This window comes from Streptoverticillium reticulum (genome assembly GCF_047456005.1).
Classification (GTDB): Bacteria; Actinomycetota; Actinomycetes; order Streptomycetales; family Streptomycetaceae; genus Streptomyces; species Streptomyces reticulum.
The window spans coordinates 4,861,851-4,875,243 of sequence record NZ_CP179755.1 but is presented as its reverse complement, the minus strand read 5'-3'; the positions used below and the strand labels follow the sequence as shown (position 1 = coordinate 4,875,243).

12 protein-coding genes and 1 tRNA gene are annotated in these 13,393 nt (G+C 72.0%); 5 read left to right on the top strand and 8 right to left on the bottom strand.

All coding sequences use genetic code 11. The features are described from left to right. Positions 1-64: 64 nt before the first annotated feature. From ACMATS_RS22335 to galU, 7 genes are all read right to left on the bottom strand, one after another. Positions 65-138: transfer RNA gene (locus tag ACMATS_RS22335), tRNA-Ala, on the bottom strand. 94 nt (positions 139-232) lie between these two features. Continuing rightward, complete coding sequence (locus ACMATS_RS22330; RefSeq protein ID WP_414168815.1) at positions 233-1,249, bottom strand: hypothetical protein; 1,017 nt, start codon at positions 1,247-1,249, stop codon at positions 233-235. 161 nt (positions 1,250-1,410) lie between these two features. Continuing rightward, a complete protein-coding gene (locus ACMATS_RS22325) occupies positions 1,411-2,016 on the bottom strand; it encodes a GNAT family N-acetyltransferase (RefSeq protein WP_390780172.1) in 606 nt (201 codons plus the stop codon). A gap of 5 nt (positions 2,017-2,021) precedes the next feature. After that, on the bottom strand, positions 2,022-2,534 hold the full coding sequence (locus ACMATS_RS22320) for a molybdenum cofactor biosynthesis protein B (protein ID WP_391149815.1): 513 nt from the start codon (positions 2,532-2,534) through the stop codon (positions 2,022-2,024). Next, complete coding sequence (gene moaC / locus ACMATS_RS22315; protein WP_390779990.1) at positions 2,531-3,022, bottom strand: cyclic pyranopterin monophosphate synthase MoaC; 492 nt, start codon at positions 3,020-3,022, stop codon at positions 2,531-2,533. Before moaC ends, ACMATS_RS22320 begins: the two co-directional genes overlap by 4 nt. Before the next feature lie 54 nt (positions 3,023-3,076). Next, positions 3,077-4,375 carry a gephyrin-like molybdotransferase Glp gene (gene glp, locus ACMATS_RS22310; RefSeq protein ID WP_414168814.1) on the bottom strand — a complete coding sequence of 433 codons (1,299 nt, stop codon included), beginning with the start codon at positions 4,373-4,375 and terminating at the stop codon, positions 3,077-3,079. Positions 4,376-4,388: 13 nt separating this feature from the next. Next, positions 4,389-5,291 (bottom strand): UTP--glucose-1-phosphate uridylyltransferase GalU, encoded by a 903-nt coding sequence (galU, locus tag ACMATS_RS22305; RefSeq protein WP_390779988.1) that lies wholly within the window; start codon positions 5,289-5,291, stop codon positions 4,389-4,391. Positions 5,292-5,368: 77 nt separating this feature from the next. Here galU and ACMATS_RS22300 point away from each other — a divergent pair, with 77 nt between their 5' ends. Next, positions 5,369-5,962, top strand: a complete 594-nt coding sequence (locus ACMATS_RS22300; protein ID WP_390779987.1) for a 5-formyltetrahydrofolate cyclo-ligase — start codon at positions 5,369-5,371, stop codon at positions 5,960-5,962. Positions 5,963-6,045: 83 nt separating this feature from the next. On the opposite strand, the gene ACMATS_RS22295 is transcribed toward ACMATS_RS22300, so the two are convergent. Beyond that, positions 6,046-8,805, bottom strand: a complete 2,760-nt coding sequence (locus ACMATS_RS22295; RefSeq protein WP_414168813.1) for a penicillin acylase family protein — start codon at positions 8,803-8,805, stop codon at positions 6,046-6,048. Positions 8,806-9,035: 230 nt separating this feature from the next. Between ACMATS_RS22295 and ACMATS_RS22290 the strand changes: the two genes are divergently transcribed. The 4 genes from ACMATS_RS22290 to ACMATS_RS22275 all read left to right on the top strand — a co-directional run bounded on the left by ACMATS_RS22290 (position 9,036) and on the right by ACMATS_RS22275 (position 13,334). Beyond that, a complete protein-coding gene (locus ACMATS_RS22290; RefSeq protein ID WP_414170764.1) occupies positions 9,036-10,574 on the top strand; it encodes a potassium/proton antiporter in 1,539 nt (512 codons plus the stop codon). Between the two features lie 190 nt (positions 10,575-10,764). Further along, a complete protein-coding gene (locus ACMATS_RS22285; protein ID WP_414168812.1) occupies positions 10,765-12,051 on the top strand; it encodes an MFS transporter in 1,287 nt (428 codons plus the stop codon). Between the two features lie 66 nt (positions 12,052-12,117). After that, positions 12,118-12,402, top strand: coding sequence for an FmdB family zinc ribbon protein (locus tag ACMATS_RS22280; RefSeq protein ID WP_414168811.1), 285 nt, complete (start codon positions 12,118-12,120; stop codon positions 12,400-12,402). An 83-nt stretch (positions 12,403-12,485) separates the two neighbouring features. After that, positions 12,486-13,334: an S-methyl-5'-thioadenosine phosphorylase gene (locus ACMATS_RS22275; RefSeq protein WP_390779983.1), complete on the top strand. Its 849-nt coding sequence runs from the start codon at positions 12,486-12,488 to the stop codon at positions 13,332-13,334. Positions 13,335-13,393 lie beyond the last annotated feature (59 nt).

Here is a 13,393-nt window from a genome sequence, read left to right as displayed (position 1 = left end):
GATCAATCAGATCAGACGGGATCTCGTCAGCTTTCCCCGAGCTAACTCGAGAACAGTCGTGCGGTGGACCTGAGGGGATTCGAACCCCTGACCCCCTCGATGCGAACGAGGTGCGCTACCGGACTGCGCCACAGGCCCTTGCAACGAGTGAAACCCTAGCACCCCGATCGGGGTACTCGGAAATCCGCTCCCCTTCCGCCCCGCTGGTCAGCGCCCAGGACCGGTCCACGGCTCACTCGTTGGCCGCGCGCGGCCGGTCCTCGTCGGCGTACTGGTCGAACAGCGGCGTGCGGCCGCGCTCGCGAGGACGGCGGCGGAGCGGACGCGAGCCACGCCGCTCCTCGGTGACGGGCTTGCGGTCGGGGGCCGGCTCGGCGGTGCTGGAGCGGGCCGAGCTCCAGGTGTCCGGGGCACCCAGGTCGACGGGGCCGCCCGCGCGGGGGGCGACCGGCGCCGACACATACGTCGGCAGCGGCACCGGCACGGGCTCCCAGCCGTCGCCGGTGTCCCGCTCGCGCTGCTGGTCCACCCACTCGGCGTGGTCGGTCTGTTCGACGAGCGCCCGCCGGTCCGCGCTGCGCGAGGACGCCGCGGGCTGCGCTGCCGGGGCCGCACGGACCACGGTGTCAGCGGCGTCGGACGCGCTCTCCGGCGCCGCCTGCTGAGGGCGCGTGCGGCCCTCGCGCAGCCGCTGGGCGGCCAGTTCGGCCCGGCGGCGGTCCATGGTGAAGGCGAAGCGGCGCCGCTCGTGGATCCGCAGGTAGCCGATGTACGCGCTCAGCAGGGCCGCCGGCACGGCGGGGGCCCACAGGAACGCCAGGCCGCCCACGCCCGCGACGATCGCGCCGACGGTGAAGGCGAGGAAGAGCAGCACGGTCGTGCGCCGGCGGCGGGCCAGCGCCTTGGTGCGGCGGGCCCGCTCGGCGGGCGTCGGCACCGACGGGCCGGGCGCGGGCGCGCCGGAGGGCCGGACGGCGACCGTCTCGGTCACGGCGTCCGGCTCGGGGGCGCGCTCCTCCGGCTCCACGGGGTCCGCCGGGACCGCCGCCGGAGCGGGGGTGCGCCCTTCGAGGTCCTTGGCGTAACGGCGCTCCATGCCCGCCCGTCCGGACAGAAGCCGGATGGCTGTGCTGAAGCGTTCCGTCGGACGGGCTTCATTGAGCTCGTCCTGCCTACGGAGCCACATCGGCACCAAGTAGGCGGCCCAGGCCCCGACGATGACTGCGTAGATCAGGCCGCTGCTGCTCACCCTTCACACGGTAGAGGGGTCCGGACAGCGGATTCCGCCAATTGGCGCGGTGTGTCGCACGATCCGGCTGATATCTCGAACTTTTTTTGTGATTGTTGGCAACGGAAGCCGACGGAAGCCAACGAATACCGTCAATTGACAGTCAATATCGAACGTTTATTTTATTTCTGCGAGCGCGTGCGGTGCCAGCGGTCCAGCAGCCCGTCCGCCGCCTCGTCGGCGGTCAGCGCATAGACCAGGTGGTCGCGCCAGGCGCCGTCGATGTGCAGGTAGCGGGGGCGCAGGCCCTCCTCGCGGAAGCCGAGCTTCTCCACGACGCGGCGGCTGGGCAGGTTCTCGGGACGGATGCACACCTCCACCCGGTGCAGGCCGAGCGTGCGGAAGCAGTGGTCGGTGACCAGCGCGACGGCGGTGGGCATCACGCCGCGGCCCGCCACGGCCTCGTCCACCCAGTAGCCGACGTGCGCCGAGCACATCGAGCCCCAGGTGATCCCGGCGACCGTCAGCTGGCCGACCAGGCGGCCGCGGTACTCGATCACGAACGGCAGCATCCGCCCGGCGTGGGCCTCGGCGCGCAGGTGCCGGACCATCTGCCGGAAGGTGGGCCGGCGGCCGGCCGGGCCGCCGGGCGGGGGCGGCGGGACGGTCGCCTCCCAGGGGCGCAGCCAGTCGCGGTTGCGCTGGTTGACCTCGCGCCAGGCGCGCTGGTCGCGCTGCCGTATGGGGCGCAGGACGATCTCGCCGTCCGCCAGCTCGACCGGCCACATGCCGCTCACCCGTCGGAGCCCTCTGCCGGTCTGGGGTGGTCGCCGCCCCCGAGCTGGTCCACTGCGTGCACCAGCAGCCGTTCCAGGACGGCGAGGCCGTCCCGTACCCCGCCCGTCGAGCCGGGCAGGTTCACGATCAGCGTGCGGCCGCCGGCGACCCCCGCGAGCCCGCGGGAGAGGGCGGCCGTGGGCACCTTGGCGAGGCCCTCGGCGCGGATGGCCTCGGGGATGCCGGGGATGTCCTGGTCGAGGACGCGGCGGGTGGCCTCGGGGGTGCGGTCGGTGGGCGCGATGCCGGTGCCGCCCGTGGTGACGACCGCGTCGTAGCCGGCCGCGACCGCGTCGCGGAGGGCGGCCTCGACCGGGTCCCCGTCGGGGACCACGAGGGGGCCGTCGACCGTGAAGCCGAGGGAGTGCAGCGCGGCCGCGATCAGGGGGCCGCCCTTGTCCTCGTACACGCCTGCGGCGGCGCGGTTGGAGGCCGTGACCACCAGGGCGCGGTAGGGCCGCCGGTTCACCGGAGCCAGTCCCCGGACTTGCCGCCCGTCTTCTCCTCGACCCGGATGTCCGTGATCACCGCCGCCTTGTCGACCGCCTTGACCATGTCCACCACCGTCAGCGCCGCCACCGACACCGCCGTCAGGGCCTCCATCTCCACGCCCGTGCGGTCCGTCGTCTTCACGGTCGCGGTGATCTCGACCGCGTCGTCCGCGACCGCCAGGTCGACCTTGACGCCGGAGACGGCGAGCGGGTGGCACAGGGGGACGAGGTCCGGGGTGCGCTTGGCACCCATGATCCCGGCGATGCGGGCCGTGGCGAGGGCGTCGCCCTTGGGGACCCCCTCGCCGCGCAGGAGTTCCACGACGCGCGGGGAGACCAGCACCCGGCCGCTCGCGCGGGCGGTGCGCGCGGTGACGTCCTTGGCGGAGACGTCGACCATGCGGGCCGCGCCGGCGGCGTCGAGGTGGGTCAGCTGCTCTTGCCGATGGTCCTGGGCGCTGCTCATCGTTCTCCCGGTCCGGGTCCTGTGGGGAGCCACCGTACCGGCAGCGCCGCGGCGTCAGTCGAGAAGGACCGCGTCCAGCTCGGCGCCGGGGGCGACGGAGGTGGCGTCCTCGGGGACGACGATCAGCGCATTGGCCCCGGCAAGGGCCTTGACCAGGTGCGATCCGGCCCCGCCGAGCACGGTGACCTCGCCGGTGGCCGGATCGTGGCGGCCGCGCAGGTACTGCCGGCGGCCCTTCGGCGAGGAGGCGACGCCCTCGGGGCACACCGCGCGCACGACCTTCCGGTCCGCGGGCGCGAGGCCCATCAGGGCGCGCAGGGCGGGCCGGACGAAGAGCTCGAAGGAGACGTAGGAGCTGACGGGGTTGCCCGGGAGGGCGAACAGCGGCGTGCGGTCGGGGCCGATCCGGCCGAAGCCCTGCGGCTTGCCGGGCTGCATGGCCAGCCGGCGGAAGTCGACCCTGCCCTCCTCGGCCGGGAGCCCGGAGAGCGCCTCCTTGACCACGTCGTACGCGCCGACGCTGACGCCTCCGCTGGTGACCACGGCGTCGGCCCGGACGAGCTGGTCCTCCAGGGCGGCGCGCAGCGTCGCGGGGTCGTCGTCGACGGCGCCGACGCGGTAGGCGAGGGCACCGGCGGCGCGGGCGCAGGCGGTGAGCATGAAGCTGTTGGAATCGTGGATCTGCCCGTGCGCGAGGCTCTCGCCGGGCGGGACGAGCTCGCTGCCGGTCGACACGACGACCACGCGGGGGCGCGGGCGCACGGAGACGGTGCCGCGGCCGATCGCCGCCAGCAGGCCGATCTGGGCCGGGCCGAGCAGCGTGCCCGCGGCGAGGACGAGCTCCCCGGCCGTGACGTCGCTCCCGCGGGCGCGGACGTGGGCCCGGGCGTCGACGGAGCGGTGCACCCGGACCTCGGCCGAGCCGCTGCCGGCCATCGTGGTGGCCGGGCCGCCGCCCGTGCCGCCGTCGGTCCACTCGACGGGGACGACGGCCTCGGCACCGGGCGGCAGCGGGGCCCCGGTCATGATGCGGGCGGCCTCGCCGGGGCCGACGGAGGGCGGCTCGCCGCTGCCCGCCGCGACGTCGCCGACGACGGCGAGCACCGCCGGGAACTCCTCGCTCGCGCCCTCGACATCGGCGACCCGGACCGCGTAGCCGTCCATGGAGCTGTTGTCGAAGGGGGGCAGCGCGGCGGGTGCGGTGACGTCCTCGACCAGCACGCAGCCCTGGGCGTCCAGGAGTTGGAGCGCGATGGGCTCCAACGGGCGGATCCTGCCGAGGATGTCGTCGAGGTGCTCGTCCACGGACCAGAGGCGGTCCGGCGCGGCGGATGCACCTGCGGTGCTGCTCAAAGACGGCAAAGTGCTACATCTCCTCGGTGACGTACCGGCGAAGCCAGGCCCTGAAGTCCGGTCCCAGGTCTTCACGTTCGCATGCCAGTCTGACAATGGCACGCAGATAGTCGCCACGGTCCCCGGTGTCGTAGCGGCGCCCGGTGAACACCACGCCGTGCACCGGCCCGCCGCGGCCGGGTTCGGCGGCGAGGACCTGCAGGGCGTCGGTGAGCTGGATCTCGCCGCCGCGGCCGGGCGGGGTCTCGCGCAGGACGTCGAAGACGGCCGGATCCAGCACGTAGCGGCCGATGACCGCGTAGTTGCTGGGCGCCTCGGCGGCGTCCGGCTTCTCGACGAGGCCGGTGACCTCGACGACGTCCTCGGTGTCGGTGGGTTTGACGGCCGCGCAGCCGTAGAGGTGGACCTGCCCGGGGTCGACCTCCATGAGCGCGATCACGCTGCCGCCGTGCCGGGCCTGGATCTCGACCATGCGCGAGAGCAGCGGGTCGCGGGAGTCGATCAGGTCGTCGCCGAGCAGCACGGCGAAGGGCTCGTCGCCCACGTGCGGGGCGGCGCAGAGGACGGCGTGGCCCAGGCCCCGGGGGTCGCCCTGGCGCACGTAGTGCATGGTGGCCAGGTCGCTGGACTCCTGGACGCGGGCCAGGCGGGACTCGTCGCCCTTGCGGCGCAGGGCCTCCTCGAGCTCGTAATTGCGGTCGAAGTGGTCCTCCAGGGGACGCTTGTTGCGCCCCGTGATCATCAGGACGTCCGACAGCCCCGCGGCCACCGCCTCCTCCACCACGTACTGGATGGCCGGCTTGTCGACGACCGGCAGCATCTCCTTCGGGGTGGCCTTGGTAGCCGGAAGGAAGCGGGTTCCGAGCCCGGCGGCAGGGATGACAGCCTTGCTGATCCGAGGGCGCGAGAGAGTCATGGGCCGAACACTATCCACTGGGATGGGGCGAGGATACGGGGCAGAGTATGCCCCGAGCCGAGGAGTTTGTACGAACAATGATCCACTCCGACAGCACCGGCAAGGCCGGGCTGCGGCGGGCCCTGCTGGCCACGCGCGCGGCACTGACGGCCCAGGACATCGAGGGGGCGCAGGCCGCCCTCGGACGGCGGGCGCTGGAACTGCCCGAGCTCGCGCGGGCGCGCACCGTGGCAGCCTACGTCTCGGTGGGCACCGAGCCGGGCACCCGCGCGCTGCTCGACGCCCTGCGCGCCCGCGGGATCCGGGTGCTGCTGCCGGTGCTGCTGCCCGACAACGATCTCGACTGGGCCCTCTACCGCGGCGCCGCGCACCTGGCCCCCGCCCGCCGGGGCCTGCTGGAGCCGGACGGCGAGCGGCTCGGCCCGGAGGCCGTGACGCAGGCGGACGCGGTGCTGCTGCCGGGCCTGGCGGTGGACGGCCGCGGGATGCGGCTGGGCCGCGGCGGGGGCTCGTACGACCGCGTCCTGTCCCGCCTGGCCCGCGCGGGCGCGACCCCGGCACGGATCGTGCTCCTCTACGACGACGAGGTGGTCGCACGGGTCCCGGAGGAACCGCACGACCACCCCGTGGAGGCAGTGGTCACCCCTGGAGGGGTGCGCCGTTTCGGCTGAACCCCGTGCCCCGAAGGGGCGCGGGGAACTGCGCGACAAGCCACGACCGGCCCGCGGATTCCCACGGGCCGGCCCGGCAGGGCCTACGGCTTGAGCGTCAGCTCGTCGTCCCCGGCCTTCTTGACCGCATCCGGGCTGAAAGCCCACGGCAGCAGCTCGCCCTTGGCCCACTTGTCCGTCTGGTCGTAGTAGTGCGCGTTGTACGCGTGCCCCGACGCACCGGTCAGGTTGATCCACCGCGACTTGTCGAGGTCGTCGAGGTTGACGACCATCCGCATCGACGGCACCCAGATCACGTCGTACCCGCCAGCCGCGTTCCAGCCCGCGGCGTTGACCGCGGCCTCGCCGCCCGCCAGGTTCCAGGGACCGCGGTTGAGCACCCACCGGACGATGCCGGGGCCGTCCTTGCCGAGGGTCTGGTTCTTCAGGTTCAGCTGGTGGAGGCGGCCCCAGCTCCAGGAGTTGACGTCCTTGCCGAGCTTGGACGTCAGCTCCCAGCGGGCGTCCTTCATGGCCGTGGCGAGCAGGTCGTCACGGTTGCGGGCACCGGGGTTGGTGCGGGTGCCGTTGGTCTTCCACCACGCGTTGTCCGGCTTGTCGAGGATGCCGCGCACGATCTCGGACCAGCGGTCGCCGCCGTCGGGCTGCGCCGCGTCCGGGTCCCGCTCGCCGCACTCCCAGACCAGCCGGGTGTTGCCGTTGAGGTCCTCCTGGGGACCCGAGTCGTTGGCCGGGCGCACCCGCAGGCACTGGCCCTTGACCCGCAGCTCCTTGGGCAGCTTGTTGCCGAAGGCGAGCTTGAGGACGTTGCGCCAGACCGCGTTGAAGTAGGCGGCGGCCGGGGAGTCGGCCTCCTGGGTGTAGTCCCAGTCCTTGAGCAGGGCCTGCGCCTCGCGGACGTACTTGGTCTCGCGCTCGTTGGCGCCCTTGACGTCGATCTTGAGCAGGTACGGCGTCAGCAGCTTGGCGATCTCGCTGGAGTTGTCCAGCTGCATCTTCTGCATGTCGTCCGTCGAGATCTTCCCGCCGTCCTTGATCTTGGACTGGATCAGCTCGTTTATCCGCTGGCTGCGGGTGCCGTAGCTCCAGTCCGAGGTCAGCTTCTCCGGGTAGTCCTTGCCGGCGACCGACTGGTTGGCGGTGACGATGTAGCCGCGCTTGGGGTTGTAGTCCCAGGGCAGCTCGGACTGCGGGATCCAGTTCTTCCACTGGTAGGAAGAGTCCCAGCCGGGGGCCGGGTAGCGACCGTCGCCCTTGCCGCGGACGGGGATGCGGCCCGGGGCCTGGTAGCCGATGTTGCCCTTGGTGTCCGCGTAGATCAGGTTCTGCGAGGGCACCTCGAAGTCGGCGGCGGCCTTGCGGAACTCGGTGAAGTCCTTGGCCTGGTTGATCCCGAAGACCGCGTCCATCGTCTTGCCCGCGTCCAGCGCCGTCCAGCGCAGCGCTATGGCGTAGCCCTCGGCGCGGTCGGGGGCGGGGTCCTGGACGGGCGCGTCCTGGCCGACCTTGCCGAGCTCGTCGTTGCGGTCGGAGACGATCGGCCCGCTGTTGGTGGAACGGACCGTGATCTCGCGGTCCTTGCCGCCCGCGACCTTGATGGTCTCCTTGCAGGTGGTGAACGGGACCTGCTTGCCGTCGTAGAGGTAGCTGTCGGCGGTGACCTTCTCCAGGTAGAGGTCGGAGACGTCGGCGCCCATGTTCGTCATGCCCCAGGCGATGTCCTGGTTGTGGCCGATGACGATGCCGGGCATGCCGGAGAAGGAGTAACCGGCCACGTCGAAGGGGCACTCGGCGCTGGTCCTGTTGCAGTGCAGGCCCATCTGGTACCAGAGCGAGGGCATCTGGGGCGCCAGGTGCGGGTCGTTGGCCAGCAGCGGCTTGCCGGTGGTCGTGTACTTGCCGGAGACGACCCAGGAGTTGGAGCCGATGCCGTTGCCGCTCGGGCCCAGCAGCGCCGGGACCTTGTCGAGCGAACCGGACAGCGCGGACAGGCTGGTGCGCAGGCCGTTGGCGGCGGAGCCGCCGGTGGCCGGGTTCGCGGTGCCGTTCTGCGTGCCCGTGGCCGGGGTGCCCTTGGGGTCGAAGGTCTTGGTGGCGGGGTCGACCGCGCCGCCGTCGACGATCGGCTGGTTCCGGTCGTACGGGTACGCCGGGTACAGCTCCTCGATCTGCTTGGGGCTCAGCCGGGCCGCGGCGAGCGAGCGGTCGATCTCGTCGCGCATGTTGCCGCGCAGGTCCCAGGCCATGGCCTTGAGCCAGGCGACCGAGTCGACCGGGGTCCACTGCTCGGGCTTGTAGTCGTTCTGGAACTCCAGGGCCGCGTACTCGACCGAGAGGTCCTTGCCCTTGTGGTCCTTCAGGTAGGCGTTGACGCCGTCGGAGTACGCCTGGAGGTACTTCTTGGTGGCCGGCGACAGCTTGGTGTCGTACTCCTCCTGAGCCACCTTCCGCCAGCCCATGGTGCGCAGGAACGCGTCCGACTCCACGGTGGAGTCACCGAACATCTCGGAGAGCCGGCCGGCCGTCATGTGACGGCGGACGTCCATCTCCCAGAACCGGTCCTGCGCCTGGACGAAGCCCTGGGCGCGGTAGAGGTCCTCGGCGTTGTCCGCATAGACCTGCGGAATGCCGTTGCCGTCGCGCACCACCTTGACCTGGCCCGACAGCCCCTTGAGCTGCAGCGTGCCGTTGGTCTTCGGGAACGAGGCGCGCACGGTGCCGATGCTCCAGTACGAGCCGTAGGCGACGCCCGCCACGAGCAGCAGCACGAGGGTGATCACGAGCAGGCGGGCGCGTCGGCCTTTCTTCTTCTTGCCGGAAGGGCCGGTCTTGTTGGCGGGCATCGCTGTCCTTGCTGTCCTTCGCGGGGCAGGGTGGTCCGGGAGTGCTGGAAGCAACCATAGGCGCAGGGCGCCGGGCCACCCGACGCGGAGTCACCACCGGCGTCGAGTGCCCGGGAAGCGATCGTCAACGAAACGCGTTAAGAACCCGTAAAATATTAGATTAGGAAATGAAGCTTCCCGCTTGCTCGTGAAGGGACCGGCCCCTGACTGTCGAACACCTCAACGAACTCCTGCTCATCTGCTCGCTCGTGCTGCTCGTCGCAGTGGCCGCGGTGCGGGTCTCCTCACGCAGCGGGCTCCCCAGCCTGCTCATCTATCTGGGCATCGGCGTGGCCATCGGCCAGGACGGCATCGGTGTCCACTTCAACGACGTCGGCCTGACCCAGGTCATCGGCTACGCCGCCCTGGTCGTGATCCTCGCCGAGGGCGGTCTCGGCACCAAGTGGCACGAGATAAAACCGTCGCTGCCCTCCGCCGCCGTGCTCTCCACCCTCGGCGTCGCGATCAGCGTGGGCGTCACCGCCGCTGCCGCGCACTACCTCGCCGGCATGGAATGGCGCCAGTCGCTGATCATCGGTGCCGTCGTCTCGTCGACGGACGCCGCCGCGGTCTTCTCCGTCCTGCGCAACGTCCCGCTGCCCGCCCGGCTCACGGGTGTGCTGGAGGCGGAGTCCGGATTCAACGACGCCCCCGTCGTCATCCTCGTCGTCGCCTTCTCGGCCGCCGGACCCGTCGACCACTGGTACCTCCTGGTCGGCAAGATCGCCCTGGAGCTGGCCATCGGCGCGGGCGTCGGCATCGCGACCGGCCTCGTCGGCGCGTACACGCTGCGCCGGGTCGCACTGCCCGCCTCCGGCCTGTACCCGATCGCGGTCATGGCCATCGCCACCGCCGCCTACGCGGGCGGCGCCCTGGCCCACGGCTCCGGCTTCCTCGCGGTCTACCTCGCCGCGCTGATCCTCGGCAACGCCAAGCTGCCGCACCAGCCGGCCACGCGGGGCTTCGCCGAGGGGCTCGGCTGGATCGCCCAGATCGGCATGTTCGTCCTGCTCGGCCTGCTCGTCACCCCGCACGAGCTGGGCGCGGACATCCTGCCCGCGCTCGTCGTCGGACTGGTGCTGACCATGGTGGCCCGCCCGCTGTCCGTCTTCCTCAGCACGGCGCCCTTCCGCACGCCCTGGCGGGAGAAGGCCCTGCTGTCCTGGGCGGGGCTGCGCGGGGCGGTGCCGATCGTGCTGGCCACCATTCCGATGGTGGCCGAAGTGGACGACAGCCGGCGGATCTTCAACATCGTCTTCGTGCTGGTGATCGTCTACACCCTGGTCCAGGGCCCGACGCTGCCGTGGCTGGCCCGCCGGCTCGAACTGGGCGACAACGAGGCCGAGGACCTGGGGATAGAGTCCGCTCCCCTGGAGCGGCTGCGCGGCCACCTGCTGTCGGTCGCGATACCCGACGGCTCTCGCATGCACGGCGTGGAGGTCTCGGAGCTGCGGCTGCCCGCCGGGGCCGCGGTCACCCTCGTCGTCCGGGACGGGGCGAGCTTCGTCCCGTCCCCCTCGACCGTCCTGCGGCACGGGGACGAACTCCTGGTGGTGGCCACGGACCCGGTCCGCGACGCCACCGAGAAACGACTGCGGGCGGTCGCCGAGGGCGGCAAGCTGGCCGGCTGGCTGGGGGCGCAGCGGACCTCGGACAACGGCAGCGCGCCGCAGGATGTGACCGGGGTCATAGGCACAACAAAGCGACCCCGTATGATAAAGAGGAAGTAATCAACAACTTCCCCAATCGAACCAACTCTGCCTGATGCAGAGCTGGCGCGACCGCACGGCGGCCGCGGCTGCGCAACCAAGGCGGCCGGAGCGGTATCTACCACGGTCCTGCGCGAGAGGACAGCTCTCGGCGCGCACCGTGCGGTCGCTCGTGCGGTGCGTGCTACCAGGCGGCGGAAAGGCCCGGACCGTGGCTGACACGGTCGACACCGCCGGGGCACGCCCCGGATACGGCAGGCTGCTGCGCACGCGCGGCGCCTGGACCTTCCTCCTGCCCGGCTTCTTCGCCCGGCAGCCGTTCGCGATGCTGACCATCGGCATTCTGCTGCTGGTCCAGGACACCACCGGCTCGTACTCCACCGCGGGCGCCGTCTCGGCGACCGCGGGAGTGTCGATGGCCCTGTTCGCCCCGCAGGGCGGCAAGCTCGCGGACCGCTTCGGACAGGGCGCGGTGCTGATCCCCGGCGTCATCGTGCACGCCGCCGCGATCTCGCTGCTGATCTCCCTCGCCCTGGCGGACGCCCCGCTGTGGGCGCTGTTCGCCGCGGCGGTGCCCGCCGGTGCGTCCACCCCGCAGGTCGGCCCGATGGTGCGGGCCCGCTGGGCGGCCAAGCTGGAGGGCTCGCCGCTGATGGCCACGTCGGCGGCCTTCGAGTCCGTCACCGACGAGTTCACGTTCGTGATCGGCCCGGTGCTGGCCACCGCGCTGTGCACGGGCATCCACCCGGCGGCCGGCCTGGTCGCCGAGGCGGCGCTGACCCTCTTCGGCGGCCTGCTGTTCGCCGCGCAGCGGCGGACGCAGCCGCAGCCGAGCCGTTCGCACGGTGCGGGCGGGACCGGGGAGAAGGGCCGCTCGGCGCTGTCCGTCGCGGGCGTCCGTGTGCTGGCCGTGATCTTCCTGGGCATCGGCTCGGTCTTCGGCGGCATGCAGGTCTCGCTCGCCGCCTTCACCAAGGACATCGGCGAGCCGGGCCTGAACGGCCTGCTCTACGGCATCTTCGCGGCCGGCAACATGACCGCGGGCATCGTCTGCGGCGCCATCGCCTGGCGCAGCAGCCCGCAGCGCCGGCTGCTGATCGCCTACCCGGCGCTGGTGCTGGCCACCAGCCCGCTGTGGGCGGCGCACTCGCTGCCGCTGCTGGGCGGGCTGGGCCTGGTCGTCGGCCTGTGCATCGCACCCGCGCTGATCACCGGCTTCACGCTGGTCGAGAAGCTGGTGCCGGCGGGCATGCGCACCGAGGCCTTCACCTGGCTGACCGGCTCGGTCGGCCTCGGCCAGGCGGCCGGCGCGGCCCTCGGCGGCAGGCTGATCGACGCGCACAGCCCGCACGCGGGCTTCCTGGTGCCGCTGATCGGCACGGCGCTGGCGCTGGCCGTCCTGCTGACGCTGCGCAAGGCGCTGGCGGCGCAGCCGGGGTCCGCTTCGCGGATCGCGGCGAGTGGAGTCGGTCACCGCGAGCCGGTATCGGTGGACTGACGGGCAGGAATACTGCACTATTGAGCGTCGTTAGCACTCATCGAGTGAGAGTGCCAGGAGGAGCAAGTGCCGACTTACCAGTACCAGTGCACCGAGTGCGGCGAGGGCCTCGAAGCGGTGCAGAAGTTCACCGACGACGCCCTGACCGTGTGCCCGCAGTGCGAGGGACGCCTGAAGAAGGTCTTCTCGGCGGTCGGCATCGTCTTCAAGGGCTCCGGCTTCTACCGGAACGACAGCCGCGGCACGTCGTCCAGCAGCACGCCGGCCTCGTCGACCACTTCGACTGCGTCGAGCACGCCGTCGGCCGGCACGTCGAGCAGCAGCACCACTGCGTCCTCCTCGGCTGCCTGATCTTTCACAAGCGGAGCCCGTCGCCCCTTCGGGGGTGGCGGGCTCCGTCGTGCTCGCGCCCCGTAGCCCCTAAGGTGAAGGCCATGGTCGACATCGGCACCGCGCGAGCGGACATAGGCGTGATCGGCGGCTCGGGATTCTACTCCTTCCTGGACGACGTCACCGAGATCCAGGTCAACACCCCCTACGGCGCCCCCAGCGACTCCCTCTTCCTCGGCGATCTGGCAGGACGGCGCGTCGCCTTCCTGCCGCGGCACGGGCGCAGCCACTCCGTGCCCCCGCACCGCATCAACTACCGCGCCAACATCTGGGCGCTGCGCTCCGTCGGCGCCCGGCAGGTGCTGGGGCCCTGTGCCGTGGGCGGGCTGCAGTCCGCGTACGGGCCGGGCACGCTGCTGGTACCGGACCAGCTCGTGGACCGGACGAAGTCGCGTACGCAGACGTTCTTCGACGGCGAGCCGCTCCCGGACGGCGCCGTCCCCCACGTCGTGCACGCCACCTTCGCCGACCCCTACTGCCCCGCCGGCCGCACCGCGGTCGTGGCGGCGGCGCGCGGGCGCGGCTGGGAGCCGGTGGACGGCGGCACGATGGTCGTGATCGAGGGGCCGCGCTTCTCGACCCGGGCCGAGTCCCGCTGGCACGCGGCGCAGGGCTGGTCCGTGGTCGGCATGACCGGGCACCCCGAGGCCGTCCTGGCCCGTGAACTGGGCCTGTGCTACACCTCGATCTCCCTGGTCACGGACCTGGACGCGGGCGCGGAGACCGGCGAGGGCGTCTCGCACGACGAGGTCCTGCGGGTGTTCGCGGAGAACGTGGGACGGCTGCGCGAGGTGCTCTTCGACACGGTGAAGGCCCTTCCGGAGCCCGCCGACGCCGACTGCCTCTGCCGGCACGCGTACGACGGGCAGGACCCCGGCATCACGCTCCCGTAGGCCCCCCGGCTCCCGTTTGCCGACTGGACAGACCGGCCAGGGTCTTCCGTATGTTGTGC

Excerpts from the sequence above, each read along its gene's own strand:
- ACMATS_RS22325 (WP_390780172.1), bottom strand. The coding sequence starts at position 2,016 with ATGTGGCCGGTCGAGCTGGCGGACGGCGAGATCGTCCTGCGCCCCATA.
- moaC (WP_390779990.1), bottom strand. The coding sequence starts at position 3,022 with ATGAGCAGCGCCCAGGACCATCGGCAAGAGCAGCTGACCCACCTCGAC.
- galU (WP_390779988.1), bottom strand. The coding sequence starts at position 5,291 with ATGACTCTCTCGCGCCCTCGGATCAGCAAGGCTGTCATCCCTGCCGCC.
- ACMATS_RS22300 (WP_390779987.1), top strand. The coding sequence starts at position 5,369 with ATGATCCACTCCGACAGCACCGGCAAGGCCGGGCTGCGGCGGGCCCTG.
- ACMATS_RS22295 (WP_414168813.1), bottom strand. The coding sequence starts at position 8,805 with ATGCCCGCCAACAAGACCGGCCCTTCCGGCAAGAAGAAGAAAGGCCGA.
- ACMATS_RS22275 (WP_390779983.1), top strand. The coding sequence starts at position 12,486 with ATGGTCGACATCGGCACCGCGCGAGCGGACATAGGCGTGATCGGCGGC.